The organism is Sphingomonas sp. Tas61C01 (assembly GCF_052567495.1).
This window is the reverse complement of the sequence record NZ_CP199583.1, coordinates 1,791,524-1,805,149: the sequence shown is the minus strand read 5'-3', so window position 1 is coordinate 1,805,149 and position 13,626 is coordinate 1,791,524. Positions and strand designations below refer to the sequence as shown.

Below are 13,626 nucleotides of genomic sequence, written 5' to 3'. Positions count from 1 at the left end.
GTGATCTCAATACGATGACTTCTACCGTCGGTAAAGCGCTCATCCCAGCTATTCTCACCTTTGCGCGCAGCACCGGTCCGAGCAGGAGGCAATTGAATGGCTGCATTTTTATTTTGGCTAATTCCGACGACAAGCCGCACCTGACGAAGATCTGCTATGCGACAGCGCAACTTGGCGCGCAAATGGCCGACATTGGGTCATGCCGCCAGATTAGCCCGCGTAGGGCGAGACTTCGCTCGGTGAGCAGCCTTATTGCTAGAGTTGGTCCTTGCGCTACCTAGCCTCCAGGCCTGACGCCTCGATGGGCGCGCCGCTTTCTGCCATCAGATATCGAGGAGCCAAGTGGGCTGGCAGCCGTTGACGCCATTACGGAAAAGGATCTCGACATGAACCTCAGCGAATTATTGCCACCGGGTGGCATCGCTGCACTCGCGGCTCAATTAGGTATTCCTGCAGAACAGGCCCAACGTGGAGCCGAGGCGCTGCTGCCGTCGGTGCTCGGCGGCATGGGTGACAACGCAGTCAACTTGGATACGCATGTTAACGAGCTAGGCGGCGCTGAGCTGGCCGAAAACGTAGTGGGCGTCGAGCCGACGCAGATCGAGCGAGGCAACCAGCTGCTGGGAGGGATCTTCGGTTCGAAGGACGTCAGTCGTCAGGTCGCTGGGCATGCTGCGCAGGGGAGTGGGCTCGACGCAGCCTTGCTGCAGAAGATGTTGCCGATCCTTGTGATGCTCGTAGCCGGTCATCTATCCGGCCGCTCAAATGAGCAACAAGGGGGGCTTGGTGGCATTCTCGCAAGCGTACTTGGCAGCGTTGGTGGAGCGGGAACAGCCGGTAGCCTAGGCGGCGGCCTCGGCGGTGTCCTCGGATCCATATTGGGCGGTCGTCAGTAACGCTCCCAGTATGAGCCTGCGGTTCTGCGCAAGATAGCCCAGGCTGATTGCGGCGATTACGCGAACCATAAGCTAAGCGGATCAAAGGAACGGTTGCTTAGACAGCACTCGCGGTACCACCTGCGCGTTCCGGGACGCCGGCCCAGCAACTGCGCTTACCTTAGACGGCTATCGATCCAGCGACGATGAAGGCGGTCGACCCGCCTGCCAAAGGTGAGCGTAGCGCATGTGGCCGCGCAGAGCGCCAGACCAAGAGTGATAATCATATAAGCATACTCGATCACGAACAGGTGATGGCGCCCCGAACTGCCCGCGGCCTCCTTTGTTCCGTCGGGGAGGACGATCGTCGAGCCCGGTGCCAGCTTTTCGATGCGCCGTGTAGTCGAAGCGGGTCGCAACGAACCCGTAAGTACCCAGTCGCTTGGTAGTTCGCCGTCAATGGACGCAACGACGGTACGTGCCTTGAATTCCTATCTGCGATACGTCGCTTGCAGCACGAATGTTGGATTGAGGCTGGGCAAGCCCTCGAAAGACGGATGGAAACGGCAATGGCTAATAAATATGAGAACGATCGTACCACCGTACGCCGCGGCGGCGCGGGCCGCACGATCCTGATCCTGCTGGCGATCGCGGCCATCATCGTCGCGATCCTGTTCGCGACCGGCTTCTGGAGCGCGGACGTGAAGGAAGGCGCATTGCCGAAGGTCGATGTCAGCGCCAAGGGCGGCGCGCTGCCCGACGTGGACGTGAATTCCAAGGAAGTCGTGGTCGGCACCAAGTCGACCACGGTCGACGTGCCGAAGGTGAAGACCGAGAAGGAACAGATCGACGTTCCGGTCGTGGGCGTCACCGACGACAAGAAGTAAGCGCCGCCGCGCAAGCGGAGATGGCGACCAAGACGGCGGCCCCGCGAGGCGTTGCCGTTTTGTCGTCCGGATGGTTTGGATCGCTCCGCGGTCGAATAGCTCGCGATGGCGGAGCTTATGCCGGATCGATGTCGTGTTGTGTTCCGTGCGTCATCAAACAACTCGGGCGCGCCGCTGAACGCGACACGAGGCCGCTGGTATTCCAAGCCTAATCAGCACTGTCGCCTGTACGTATCCTGGCAGCCGTCGACAAGCGACCACCACTTGGCGACTGCAGCCCATTCAACCTTGGCACGTTTGCACGTAGCCGGCTCTTGCAATGGATAGCGACGATCATCGCGCAAGGTGTCGGACCATTTGAGAGGAGAACGCAAATGAGCGACGGCAATAGAGGCGGCTACGGCAATGATGGCGGCAATGAAGGCGTGTCCATTCGGCCTTCCCGAGGAGCTGACATGCATGACGATCCGAACCGCGGTCCGCTCGACCGCGCGGCGAACGCTATCACGGGCGAGAGCGGTGGCGTTGACGCGGCCATGAACCATGACGATCCTGGCCGCGGACCGCTTGATCGGGCCGAAAACGCTGTGCGAGGATCGGATGATCCGAACCGCGGACCGCTTGACCGCGCTGCAAATGCGATCACCGGTGGCAGTGGCGGCGTTGATGCTGTTTTGGGCCGCGACGAGCCCGACCAAGGACCTTTTGACCGGGCCGAGCACGCATTGCACGGCTCGGATAATCCAAACCGTGGCCCGCTCGATCGCGCAGCGAATGCCGTCACCGGTCACGGCGGCGGCACAGGCGCGATGGCTGGCATTGGCAGCTCCTCGGCGACTGGCGGTGCGACCATGTCGGCAATGTTCGACACGCAAGCCGAGGCTCAGCGCGCAGTCGCGGATCTCCGCAGCGCTGGCGTAGATGATGCCGCGTTATCGGTGATCGCCAAAAACGACGGCACGACGACGGCCCGTGATGTCGACGGCGCGGTAACCGACGAGCACCAAGGGAGCGTGGCGCGCGGAATCCTCGGCGGCGGCGCGTTGGGCGCTGGCTTGGGCGTTCTTGCTCTTGCCATTCCTGGCGTCGGGCCGCTTGTCGCCGCTGGTGCGATTGCGGCCTCGGCGGTGCCGGGTGCGATCGCCATCGGAGCTGCAGCTGGAGCCGCGGCCGGGACGCTGAACGAGACGCTCAGAAGCCACGGCGTCAGCGAGGAAGATGCGTCGTATTACGGCGATCATCTTACGCGCGGAGGGGTGCTGGTCACCGTCAATGGCAACGTCAATGGCGTTGACGTTCATGGCATCCTCCACCGCAACGGTGGCCATAGCGTCGCTAATCCGCGCCAAGCTGCGATGTAAAACAAGGACGGGATCGGGCGAAAGCCCGGTCCCTTATTTCAATCGGCAATGCTTTCTATGTGAACCAGATTCCGAGTAGATTACTAACAGGGCAATCTTTCATATTAAAGTCGGCACCGTCTGCGCGAGCCATGAAGCGTCGAACTTTAGGCAGTCGCAGCCCACCGCGCGGGGGTTAGCGCGATGATGCCGCGATGGTTGGCGTCAGGCACAGTGAGCGAGAGCATTACTTCGCCCCCCGCTAGCGCGATTGACGCGGTTGTTGAGGCTATCGAGGCTCACAACTATCTTAATCGAGCGCCGCACGAGGGCGGAAAATGCTCATCGTCGTCGAGAGAGTAACCTAGCTTTGAGACGGCAAGTTTCCGCGCGCTGCTTCATTCGCGAGAGGAAGCCGTGCCTGAATTTGGCCATCTTGCGGAGATGAACGAATGTTCGAAGTTGGGGAGCGGACACAGGGGCGGCAGTTTCCGCAATTAAATCATTCCGGCCAATCAGGTGATTACACGCGCAAGTAGCAACTACGTTTTCAGTTTGCAGCGCTGTTAGATCTCGGAAGAGCCATCTCGATCCAATCGATCGCCTCCTGACGTGTCGAAACACAACCATGTTGGCGCGATTTTCACAGATGCGCTTTGCCTGCTGCCGCGCAAGTACACCTTGTATACATCGCTACCCGCCTGTGCGTCATAGACGGATGCTCGGCCAGTGGCTTCATTGCAAGCACGACCTCTTGTGTCTGAATTGTCGCTCCGGTGAAATCATAAAGCGTGGCAGGTGGTCGGGCGCCAACAGGGAAACGTGCTATTTCGCCTCTCAGCTCGACAGTGAACGCCCGAAATTCGGCCATCGAACAGAGGCCTTCGAGCTTCACCTCGATAAACCGGAGGTCAACGTGCGTGTTGATCGTATGCATGGCGATACTCCGGCTTATCTCGCTCGCCGACCGGCCACTTCATGTTGCCGGCTAGACTGCTGCTGAACGTCAAGCCACGTAAGTGCCGCATTCCTGGATATGAAGAAGTCGAGAATTTCGCCATGTGATAGGGCTCGACGCATCTGCATCTTGACGAGGCTAGAGCACACGAGGATCGCTACCTTGTCGCCCGGTCGATAAGTTCTGCCGGTTGCCTCCTGTACGCAGGCCTGTCCCTCCGGGGTGTGCGGCTTCAGGTTGACGGCGTCGATGAGAACCCGGATCGGCCGGCCTGCTGCCCGCCACCGCTCCACCACAGCGGCATTGTCGACGAAATGAGCCCGTAAGGTCGGCAAGTCGAAGAAGCCCTCGACATTGATGATGATCACGCCCTGGAGCAGATCATCCTCGATCTCGTATTTGGGCTTGGCTGCAACAAAGGAGTTGGACATCACCGCGACCTACGCAGGCGCGGTTTCCAATCGATGTATAATCCAGAACGGTTTTGTTGGCTGTAGCCAAGCCTGCAACCGTATCTGCGGACGGGAACGAGGGGGAATATGACGAGCATGGTTGCAGGCGTGCGCCTCTGACGTATCGCCCCGTTGGGGAGAAGGGCCGCCCTAAGCGGCAAGGCGAAGCACGCCGCCCTCGGCACGGTATCTGTATCGGCGATGGGGTCGGCTGGTAACTAGCAGGCAGAACATTCGATACACGGCGGACCGGAGAAAACTGTCTACGGCTACCCCGCCAACCACTATGCCGCGTGACAAGCCGAGTTGCCGGAGCATACCACTATTCGTGGCTATCGGCATCGGAGAGAACCTGACGATCGACGAATAGGACGAGAGTGAGATATGCGTCGGCAACGTGTGCCATATAGGCTCCGTCACGTTGCAATTGTGTCAGCGCAGCAGCTGGTTGTATCCACTTAGTCTCCTCGGCCTCTTACCTTTGCCCGAAGCCGGCAGTGCTGTTCTCACCGTTATCGAAGCGGTTACGCCCCGCCAGGACGTTCTCCAGTTCGTCAAGGGTATGGGGCACGTCAACATGCTGGGCGCCAAGGAAGAGCCGCGAGCCCTCGCCCTCCGGCACGGCGTGTGTCAGCTTATCAATATCGATCAACGCATTGCCGGACGGAAGAATCTCAATCTGGAGGAACCGCATGATCTTTTCCTATTCGTGTGAGCGGCGAGCGCAATAAGGAGGTGGCGACCGGGTAGGCGAGTCGCTGCGCAACTGTTAGCATGATCTTGATGACGCCAATCGGGTCACCTCCCACGCACTCGTTAGGCTGGCGCATCGTCGTGACGATGAGCGCGGCCATCTTGCTCCCGCTGTTGATCTACATCTTGATTACGGTGAGTGTGAACTATCGCGACGCTCGACGAGCTACCGATCGCGCCACGCTGGCGCTAGCTGCAGACCTAAGCAAGGACGTGGCGGCCAGATTGCAGTTGGTCGGGCATTCGATGCGCATTCTGGCGACGATCCGTTCCATCGATCAACAGAACTGGGCCGAGGCGCAGTCCCGCTCTCGAGAGATCGCAAACCTCGACCCGTACTGGCGCAACGTCGCTTTGATCGACCTCGAACGTGGGGTCAGCCTTTTCGATCTTCGAACAGCCAGGCCGGTCGTGCGCGCCATCGACGCTCAAGCGGCGATACCGGCCGCGCATCGGAGCGCACGCCGACCGATGTTCAGCGGTGTCACGCGCGGCCCGGACGGTAGGCCGGAGATCGAGGCTTACCTAGCGATCGATCACGCAACGACGCAGCGCTATCTCCTGCGTGTCAGCCTTGATCCGAGCATCGTTCAGCAAGTCTTGATGGCTGCTAACTTGCCTGACGGGGTGAGCGCCGTCGTGGATCGCCGCGGGCTGTTCATCGCCCGGAGCAAAGCGTGGCCTGAGCGGCTCGGCACCCCGGCAACGAGCTATGTTCGCGATGCGATCGTCCGCGCCCGCTCGGGTCTCTATCGTAGTATCACCTGGGAGAAGCTTAGAACGCAGACGGCATTTGCGACGATCGCGCAGAGCGGATGGTCCGTTCATGTCGCAGTGCCATCTTCCTCAGTCGACCGGGCGCAGAGCGCGTGGGAACTTTGGTCGTTCCTTGCCGCGCTCGCCAGCTTGAGCTTCGCAGCTCTATTGGTCTTCTTGGCGCAGCGCGTCATCGAAGAGCGGCGCGTGTCCCAGGTGCGCGCCCAACAAGCTGAGCGGCTCGAAGCCGTCGGCAAGCTCACGGGCGGGATCGCGCACGACTTCAACAACATGCTCGCGATTGTGATCGGCAGCCTCGACCTGGCAAATCGACGACTGGCAAAGGGGAATACCGACGTAGTCCGCTACATCGACAATGCGATGGAGGGGGCTCGACGTGCAGCTGACCTCACGCGCCGTTTGCTTGCCTTCTCTCGTCGCCAACCGCTCGCCCCGGCGCCAGTGAACGTGAATGCCTTGATCCGATCGATGCAAGAGCTGCTGAGTCACACGCTGTCTGGCGCCCTCACGATCAAGACCGATCTTGCGGATGATCTCTGGCTGACCTTCGTCGATCCGGGTCAGCTCGAGAACGCCATCGTCAACCTCGCGATCAACGCGCGCGATGCCATGCCTGATGGCGGCATGTTGCGGATAGAGACAAGCAATCGGCCTGCCGAAAACGGCGGATCAGGTAATCAGATTGGCATTGTGGTCGGCGACACTGGATCGGGAATGACGGCAGACGTTGCCGCTCGCGCTTTCGAGCCCTTCTTCACCACTAAGGAGGTAGGGCGCGGGACCGGGCTTGGGCTGTCTCAAATTCATGGTTTTGCCGTCCAGTCCGGTGGAGACGCAATCATCGCTTCGATACCCGGAGAAGGCACAGCGGTCACTATCCTGTTGCCCCGATACGTAGAGAGCGGAACCGACGCCGCGAGGCCACACATACCTCGTCAGGATGAGACGGCACCTGCAGGACGAGCAGACGAGATAATCCTCATCGTTGAAGACGAGGATCAGATCCGGCTCACCAACGTCGAAGCCCTACGAAGCCTCGGCTACACGGTCCGTCACGCCGCAAACGCCGAAGAAGCGCTGGCGGTCTTCCAGACGCAACCTGGAATAAGGCTACTGCTATCGGACATTGTCATGCCAGGCATGAACGGCCGCGAGCTCGCCGACCGGGTCTCCCAAGCTTACCCAAATACGCGCATTCTGCTGGTCACTGGGTTCGAGCGCGATCAGGACGAACTCGATGAAAGCCGGATCCTTCGAAAGCCGTTCGGCATCGGAGAGCTTGCACGCCGCGTACGCGACACATTCGATTCGCCGCCGACGGAAACTTGACGCGAAACTATGCTGATAAGAGTAAGTGAACGGGTCTGTGTTGGCTGGCGGATCTGGTTCAGACTTTGCTTGGTTCTGTTTGTAGATTCATCGTGCCGGAGGTGACGCGGAGATACCGTGATCTGCCGCATTCAGGTATTTTGCTGCTATCTCTCAAGCAGGCATTGGTCGGCCATAGTGGTGGGCGACGTGGCGATGCCGATGCTCATACCGATGTACACGGACTGTCCCGCAATCAGAGCCGCTGGCGTGATCGTGCCAGCTACGTTCAGGGTATGCTTATGCCTTCTGCGCGTTCGAGCTGCTGCTGGCGGATCGCCGCTGACGCAGAAAGCCGCCGGCATCGCTGCCGACGGCTTTTCGACGTGTGTTGGATCAGTTTGCGACGGTGTGGGTGCCGAAGTTGACCGACTGACGTACCCTGCGGCGCATGGTCACGCCGATCGCACCGAAACCGAGCAGCATCATCGCCCAAGTCGCGGGCTCGGGCACGATGCCACCTCCGATGTCGCCGCTAGTCAACGTGATCCGGACTGCCCCGCTCGTCAGCGTTTCCCATTGTTGCGTGGTGCCGCACGTCAGCCCGCAGGTGAAGCTGTAATCCCCCGCGGTCAGGCCGGAGAACGAGATGCCCTGCCAATGTGATATGCCCAAGCCGAAGATGACCGGATCGATGCTGCTCGGAAACGTATAGCCGCCGCTCCCATCTTCGGCCCAGAAGAAGTTGTTCGTGCCATCGATCAGCCCACCCGGCCTGACCGTGGTCGGCGCAACATTGGCGTTGACGACCGCCATGTAGGTCGGGTCGGTGATCCCCTGCAGGGTGAAGGTGCCTTCGTTGCTAACGCCTCCGCCATGTTCGTACGATCCGGTCCAGAAGATGACGGAGCCGTTGGTCATTCCCGGAACATAGCCGAGCGACGACGTATGGGCACTTGCCATCGATGGTACGGCGAACGCCGTCGCTACCAACATAGATAGATAACGGTTCATGCGATTTTCCCCTAGTCCATGGCGATACCGGCGCGGAATTGCGCCAAGCACGTGGATCGAACAGGAGGATCGTTGTCCCCTAAACGCGGCGACTCGTACGATAGTTAACTACAATTAGTACGGATGCGCAAGGTGATGATACGATCACTACGCCGCGGGTCCTCCAGGCCTCTGAACGACGCGGTCGACGGGTGCTGAAAACTGCGGTTTGTGCCACCGCCGCTTGTCGCAAGCTTCTCGACTTTCGGACCACACACATTTTCTTGAATGCGTAAGCCAGCGCTGACACCGCAAATCTTGGTCGCAGAATATGACATTATCGAAGCTGTTTGCGTTGCACCAACGCACGCTTCGTCGCTCCCGCTGCCCTCGATTCCTTTCGGCGATAAATGGATGGCAGGTTCTAGAAGATGAATGTCAGCAGTAGGGTCATTAGCTACGCAGACGCGATCCTGATAAGTGCTGATACGATCGATGAGTGATACCCCTAATCTCCCGCGCACAAAATACGATGCCCGACTGCACCACCGTATCCTTCAGTGGAATGCCTTGATCTTAGTTTGAATGGGATTGCAACGCGCGCCATGCGCTCCTCGCAGCGAAGGCAGCTACCTCCACACACCGGTCCTTCCGCGGAAAACACAGGCTTAGCAGATGTCGTTCTGGAAGGGACGAGTTGGCTCGTAGTGACAAGACCATAATTCCGGGATGTTCGAAGCTACGATGCAGCAGCGTGAGCCGGACCCGAGCGTTCATTCATAGCGGAGCGCGATGATCGGGCTGGTCCGCGCAACGCGATAGGCGTGGCCGGCAACGGTGACGATCGCGACTCCAAGCGCCAGCAGCCCAGCGAGGAGGAACGGCGTAGGCGTCAACGCAATCCTGGTGTCGAAGCCGTTCAACCAGTTCCGCATCAGCCACCAAGCGATCGGCCATGCGATCAGGTTGGCGACCAGCACCGGCCGGCTGAACTGCCATACCAGCAGGCGGAGGATGTCGGGGGTGCGCGCGCCCAGCACCTTGCGGATCCCGATCTCCTTGGTGCGGCGTTCCGCGGTGAAGGCGGCAAGGCCGAACAGGCCCAGGCAGCCGATCACCACCGCGAGCACCGCGAACGCCGCGAACAACAGGCCGCGCGCAGCCTCCTTGTCATATTGTTCGCGGACGATGTCGTCGGCGAAGCGGCCCTCAAACGGCACCTGCGGGATGGTGGCTTTCCAGGTGCGCTCGACGCCCGCCCGGACCGCGGCCGGATTGCCTGAATAGCGTGCGACAATATCCGAGAATCCGTCCTTCTGCATAGTGTAGATGATCGGCTGGAGCGGATCGCGGATCGAGCGGAAGCGCGCGTCCTCGACGACCCCGACGATCGTCACCGGCACCCGCCCGAATTCGGTCGGGAGCATATCGGCTTGCAGCTGCGCGCCGATCGCCGCCTTGGGCGTACGAAAGCCGAGCCGGTTCGCGGCTTCCTCCGAGACGACCACGTTCGCACCGCGTTGCGCGAGCGCCCGCGCGGCTGCATCGAAGCTCGGGTCGCTGGGGCGCGGGGTGGTCACGTCGTCGCGCCCCTGCGCCTCCGACAAGCCACGGCCGGCGACGATCTTGATTCCCATGGCGCTGAAGAAGTCGGGCTCGACCGAATAGGAGCCGAGATCGACCGGGTCGCTCGCCCCGTCGCGGTAGATGCGGCTCACCGAATTGCCGCCCGGATCGACCGCGATCTGCGTGCGCGCGGCGGCCTGGATGCCGGGAAGCCGGCGGATCTGTTCAACGACCTGCGCATCCCGACCCTCGACGCCCCTGAAGCCGAGATTGCCGATCTGCAGCAGCCCGGTACGGCGATAGCCGGCGTCAGCGGTGCGAGCGTAGACGGTCTGCGCGTAGATGATCGCGGTGCAGATGATGAGGCTGATCGAGACTGCGAACTGCGCGACGACGAGCGCACTGCGCAGCCGCCCGGATCCTTGCGCATCCGACGAGGACTTGTTGGCCTTCAGGATCTTGGCCGGTTCGAATCGCGAGAGGTAAAACGCTGGATAGCAGCCCGCGAGGAGGCCGACGGCGAGCACCAGCGCGACCAGCGGAAGCAGGATGCCGCCCGCGCCGAAGTAATGAAGCTCGATATGTGCACTGAGAAAGGCGTTGAAGGCCGGCAGGGTCAGTTCGACCGCGGCGAGTGCCACCAGCATGGCGATCGCGGCGACGAGCACCGACTCGGTGAGGAACTGTGCGATGAGCTGGCGGCGCGAGGCGCCGAGTACCTTGCGCAGCGCGACCTCGCGCGCGCGCTGGGACGCGCGCGCGGTCGCCAGGTTGGTGAAGTTGACGCATGCCATGCCCAGCACGAGCAATGCGATCACTGCGAAGGTCGTGACGGTGAAGCGGTCATTGCCGGGTGTGATCGAGGCGTCTTGCGCCGCGCCGAGATGCACGTCGCTGATGTTGGTGAGGCGGAAATCCTCGTAGTCGCCCGGATTGTCGTGCCGACCCTCGGCAGTCGAATCGGGGATGTTGCGTTTTTTCCAGGCAGGCATCTGGCTGTTGATGAGCCTGGCGTCGTCGGCCGAGCGGAGTTTCGCGAAGTACCAGCCCTGCTGGTTGGTCCAGCCGGTCAACTGGTCGGGACGATCGGCGAACTGCGCATCGAGATCCATCCGGGCGACCGCGTTGGCGCTGAAGTTGGAGTTCTTCGCCCAATCCTTGAAAACGCCGGTCACGCGGTAATCGACCGGCCCGGTATTCTCGACGAGCGTGAGCGTCTTGCCCATCGGGTTCGCGCTGCCGAAGCGGCGCTGCGCCTCGCTTTCAGACAGCGCGATTGAGTGGGAGTCTGGCAGCGCCGTTGCCGCCGAACCGCGGACGAACGGCACTTGGAAGATGTCGAACAGATTACCGTCGACGCTGCGCAGATGTTCGATCTTGCTCGCCTGGCCGTCCTGGATGACGATCGGGCCGAAGCCGCGTACCCAGACGAGGCTCTCGACCTGCTGCGGATAATCCTTCTTGAGCGCGCGGCCGACGACGATGCCGCTCATCTGCAAGTGCATCTCCTCACCGCCGGACGGGGTCGCCTTGTAGTGCGTCTGCACCTGGAACACGCGATCGGCGTCGGGTAGCGCGGCGTCGTAGCTGGTCTCGTAGCGGACGTAGAGCAGAATCAGCACGCAGGCCGCGAGACCCAGTGCAAGACCGACGATGTTGATCGCGGTGTAGGCGCGGTTCTTGGCGAGTGCGCGAAGACCGACGGTGAGGTAGTTGCGCCACATTGGGGAGAGCTCCGGGAACTAAGGGTCAGGCGGCGCGAAGGCGCTCATGGAGAATGCGACCGTCCAGCATGTTGACCACGCGGTTCGCATAATCGGCATGAGCCGGCGAATGGGTGACCATCACGATGGTCGAGCCCTGTGCGTTCAGCGTCTGGAGCATGCGCATCACCTCCTCGCCGTGATTGGTGTCCAGATTGCCGGTCGGTTCGTCGGCGAGGATCAGCTTGGGCGCGGCGACCAGCGCGCGGGCAACCGCGACGCGCTGCTGCTGCCCGCCCGACAATTGACTGGGACGATGGCGCGCACGGTGCGCGATGCCAACGCGATCCATCACCTCCTCGGTTCGCCGCCGACGCTCCGCGGCGGGCACGTCGTGGTAGAGCAGGGCGAGTTCGACATTCTCGCGCACGGTGAGTTCGTCGACCAGGTTGAAGCTCTGGAAGATGAAGCCGATGCTTGCCTTGCGAACGTTGGCGAGCTTCGCCTCGGGCAGATTGGCGACCTCCTGGCCCGCGAAGACGTAGGAGCCGCTGCTCGGCAGATCGAGCATGCCCATCAGGTTGAGCAGGGTCGATTTGCCGCACCCCGACGGGCCCATAATCGCGACGAACTCGCCCTCCGCGATATGCAGGTCGATCGCGTCCAGGGCGGTCGTTTCGACCATATCGGCCCGGTAGACGCGGGACAGCGCACGCATTTCTAGCATTGTCATTCCTTTGCCGTGGATAGGTAGAGCCGGTCCTTGTCGGCGAACCCGGTATAGGGGGAGGTGATGACCCGCTCGCCCGGATCGAGCCCGTCGAGCACCTCAATGGCGGTCGCGTTGCGCCGGCCGAGGCGGACGGTGCGCTTCACCGCGGACTTGCCGTCGGGCGCAACGACGAAGACGAAGGCGCCGCCGCTTTCGTTGTAGAAGGCGCCGTTGGGGATGATCCGTGCAGGCGCCGGATCTCCGAGCGTCAGCCGCGCCTGGAGGGTCTGGCCGCGCTGGATGTCGGCGGGTTCGGCGCCGATGAACTGAAAATCGACCTGGAATTGGCCGTTCTGGACCTGCGGGTAGATCTTGGTGACCTTCGCCGCATAGGTCTTGCCGTTCCAGTCGACCGACGATTTCTGTCCGAGCTGGACGCGGCCGAGATAGAATTCGTCGATACCGGCCATCAGCTTGTTACGGCCGGGGCTGTCGATCTGGCCGATGCGCTGGCCGCGCGACAGCGATTCCCCGACCTGGAGGTTGAAGCCCGACAACTGCCCGGCTACGGGAGCGCGCAGCTTCAGCGCATCGAGATTGGCGCGGGCGATCGCGAGCCCGGACTGCATCGATCCCATCGAAGCGCGCTGCTGCGTCAATTGGCTCGATTGCAGCCGTTCGTCGTTGGTCTGGCTGCGACGCAGGGCGGCGAGGCGGGCCTGTTCGTAACCGAGTTGCGCGGTGGTGTCGGCGAACTGCTTGCCGGTCACGAAGCCGCGGTTCGCCAGCGGTGCCTCGCGGTTATATTGCAGCCGCATCTTCTGGAGCGCGAGCCCGGCTTCGAGGATCGCGCGCTCGTTGGACAGCCGGGTTTGCGACAGCGCCAGCTCCTGCGATCGCATGTTGTTGATCTGCTGCTCAACCTCGGTCTGCCGTGCGAGCGTGGAAAGCTGGAGCTCGGCGTTCGACAGCTCGACAATCGGCTGATCCTTGGCGAGCATCGCGCCGTCCTCGACCAGCACTTTCTCAACACGCCCGCCCTCGATCGCGTCGAGATATACGGTCAGAAGCGGGGTCACGCGGGCACGTAGCGGGATAAAATCCTCGAACGTGCCGTCGCGTACCAGGGAGATGGTCAGCCGATCGGTGGCGATGGTCTGCGAGCCCTCGCGCGGTGCATAGCTCCAGAAGAGCAGGAGGAGGGCGATCAGCAACCCGGCAGCGGCGGCCAGGACCCACGTTCTGGGCCAGCGCCGCGTCTCCACCACGCGGTCCATCCCGCTGCCGCTCGGCGGACGCTGG

The 13,626-nt window shown here is 61.7% G+C and carries 12 protein-coding genes; 4 read left to right on the top strand and 8 right to left on the bottom strand.

Going from position 1 to position 13,626, the window contains the following annotated elements:
• Positions 1 to 386 precede the first annotated feature (386 nt).
• The 3 genes from ACT009_RS08470 (at position 387) to ACT009_RS08460 (ending at position 3,123) form a co-directional block, all read left to right on the top strand.
• Positions 387 to 896: a DUF937 domain-containing protein gene (locus ACT009_RS08470; RefSeq protein WP_445193895.1), complete on the top strand. Its 510-nt coding sequence runs from the start codon at positions 387 to 389 to the stop codon at positions 894 to 896.
• A gap of 548 nt (positions 897 to 1,444) precedes the next feature.
• A complete protein-coding gene (locus tag ACT009_RS08465; protein ID WP_445193894.1) occupies positions 1,445 to 1,762 on the top strand; it encodes a hypothetical protein in 318 nt (105 codons plus the stop codon).
• 374 nt (positions 1,763 to 2,136) lie between these two features.
• Positions 2,137 to 3,123, top strand: coding sequence for a hypothetical protein (locus ACT009_RS08460; RefSeq protein WP_445193893.1), 987 nt, complete (start codon positions 2,137 to 2,139; stop codon positions 3,121 to 3,123).
• Positions 3,124 to 3,745: 622 nt separating this feature from the next.
• Here ACT009_RS08460 and ACT009_RS08455 read toward each other — a convergent pair.
• From ACT009_RS08455 to ACT009_RS08440, 4 genes are all read right to left on the bottom strand, one after another.
• Positions 3,746 to 4,039, bottom strand: a complete 294-nt coding sequence (locus ACT009_RS08455) for a hypothetical protein (RefSeq protein WP_445193892.1) — start codon at positions 4,037 to 4,039, stop codon at positions 3,746 to 3,748.
• A 14-nt stretch (positions 4,040 to 4,053) separates the two neighbouring features.
• On the bottom strand, positions 4,054 to 4,491 hold the full coding sequence (locus ACT009_RS08450) for a hypothetical protein (protein ID WP_445193891.1): 438 nt from the start codon (positions 4,489 to 4,491) through the stop codon (positions 4,054 to 4,056).
• 496 nt (positions 4,492 to 4,987) lie between these two features.
• Positions 4,988 to 5,206, bottom strand: coding sequence for a hypothetical protein (locus tag ACT009_RS08445; protein WP_445193890.1), 219 nt, complete (start codon positions 5,204 to 5,206; stop codon positions 4,988 to 4,990).
• Positions 5,187 to 5,366, bottom strand: coding sequence for a hypothetical protein (locus ACT009_RS08440; protein ID WP_445193889.1), 180 nt, complete (start codon positions 5,364 to 5,366; stop codon positions 5,187 to 5,189). Before ACT009_RS08440 ends, ACT009_RS08445 begins: the two co-directional genes overlap by 20 nt.
• Between ACT009_RS08440 and ACT009_RS08435 the strand changes: the two genes are divergently transcribed.
• Positions 5,353 to 7,371, top strand: a complete 2,019-nt coding sequence (locus tag ACT009_RS08435) for a response regulator (protein ID WP_445193888.1) — start codon at positions 5,353 to 5,355, stop codon at positions 7,369 to 7,371. The genes ACT009_RS08440 and ACT009_RS08435 overlap by 14 nt on opposite strands.
• 375 nt (positions 7,372 to 7,746) lie before the next feature.
• On the opposite strand, the gene ACT009_RS08430 is transcribed toward ACT009_RS08435, so the two are convergent.
• The 4 genes from ACT009_RS08430 to ACT009_RS08415 all read right to left on the bottom strand — a co-directional run bounded on the left by ACT009_RS08430 (position 7,747) and on the right by ACT009_RS08415 (position 13,601).
• A complete protein-coding gene (locus tag ACT009_RS08430) occupies positions 7,747 to 8,364 on the bottom strand; it encodes a PEPxxWA-CTERM sorting domain-containing protein (RefSeq protein WP_445193887.1) in 618 nt (205 codons plus the stop codon).
• 752 nt (positions 8,365 to 9,116) lie between these two features.
• The gene (locus tag ACT009_RS08425; RefSeq protein ID WP_445193886.1) at positions 9,117 to 11,633 is read right to left on the bottom strand and encodes an ABC transporter permease; all 2,517 of its coding nucleotides are present in this window, start codon (positions 11,631 to 11,633) and stop codon (positions 9,117 to 9,119) included.
• Between the two features lie 25 nt (positions 11,634 to 11,658).
• Positions 11,659 to 12,339, bottom strand: a complete 681-nt coding sequence (locus tag ACT009_RS08420; RefSeq protein ID WP_445194047.1) for an ABC transporter ATP-binding protein — start codon at positions 12,337 to 12,339, stop codon at positions 11,659 to 11,661.
• Positions 12,340 to 12,341: 2 nt separating this feature from the next.
• Complete coding sequence (locus ACT009_RS08415; protein WP_445193885.1) at positions 12,342 to 13,601, bottom strand: efflux RND transporter periplasmic adaptor subunit; 1,260 nt, start codon at positions 13,599 to 13,601, stop codon at positions 12,342 to 12,344.
• Positions 13,602 to 13,626 lie beyond the last annotated feature (25 nt).

Excerpts from the sequence above, each read along its gene's own strand:
- ACT009_RS08470 (WP_445193895.1), top strand. The coding sequence starts at position 387 with ATGAACCTCAGCGAATTATTGCCACCGGGTGGCATCGCTGCACTCGCG.
- ACT009_RS08465 (WP_445193894.1), top strand. The coding sequence starts at position 1,445 with ATGGCTAATAAATATGAGAACGATCGTACCACCGTACGCCGCGGCGGC.
- ACT009_RS08460 (WP_445193893.1), top strand. The coding sequence starts at position 2,137 with ATGAGCGACGGCAATAGAGGCGGCTACGGCAATGATGGCGGCAATGAA.
- ACT009_RS08455 (WP_445193892.1), bottom strand. The coding sequence starts at position 4,039 with ATGCATACGATCAACACGCACGTTGACCTCCGGTTTATCGAGGTGAAG.
- ACT009_RS08450 (WP_445193891.1), bottom strand. The coding sequence starts at position 4,491 with ATGTCCAACTCCTTTGTTGCAGCCAAGCCCAAATACGAGATCGAGGAT.
- ACT009_RS08445 (WP_445193890.1), bottom strand. The coding sequence starts at position 5,206 with ATGCGGTTCCTCCAGATTGAGATTCTTCCGTCCGGCAATGCGTTGATC.
- ACT009_RS08435 (WP_445193888.1), top strand. The coding sequence starts at position 5,353 with ATGAGCGCGGCCATCTTGCTCCCGCTGTTGATCTACATCTTGATTACG.
- ACT009_RS08440 (WP_445193889.1), bottom strand. The coding sequence starts at position 5,366 with ATGGCCGCGCTCATCGTCACGACGATGCGCCAGCCTAACGAGTGCGTG.
- ACT009_RS08430 (WP_445193887.1), bottom strand. The coding sequence starts at position 8,364 with ATGAACCGTTATCTATCTATGTTGGTAGCGACGGCGTTCGCCGTACCA.
- ACT009_RS08425 (WP_445193886.1), bottom strand. The coding sequence starts at position 11,633 with ATGTGGCGCAACTACCTCACCGTCGGTCTTCGCGCACTCGCCAAGAAC.
- ACT009_RS08420 (WP_445194047.1), bottom strand. The coding sequence starts at position 12,339 with ATGCTAGAAATGCGTGCGCTGTCCCGCGTCTACCGGGCCGATATGGTC.
- ACT009_RS08415 (WP_445193885.1), bottom strand. The coding sequence starts at position 13,601 with ATGGACCGCGTGGTGGAGACGCGGCGCTGGCCCAGAACGTGGGTCCTG.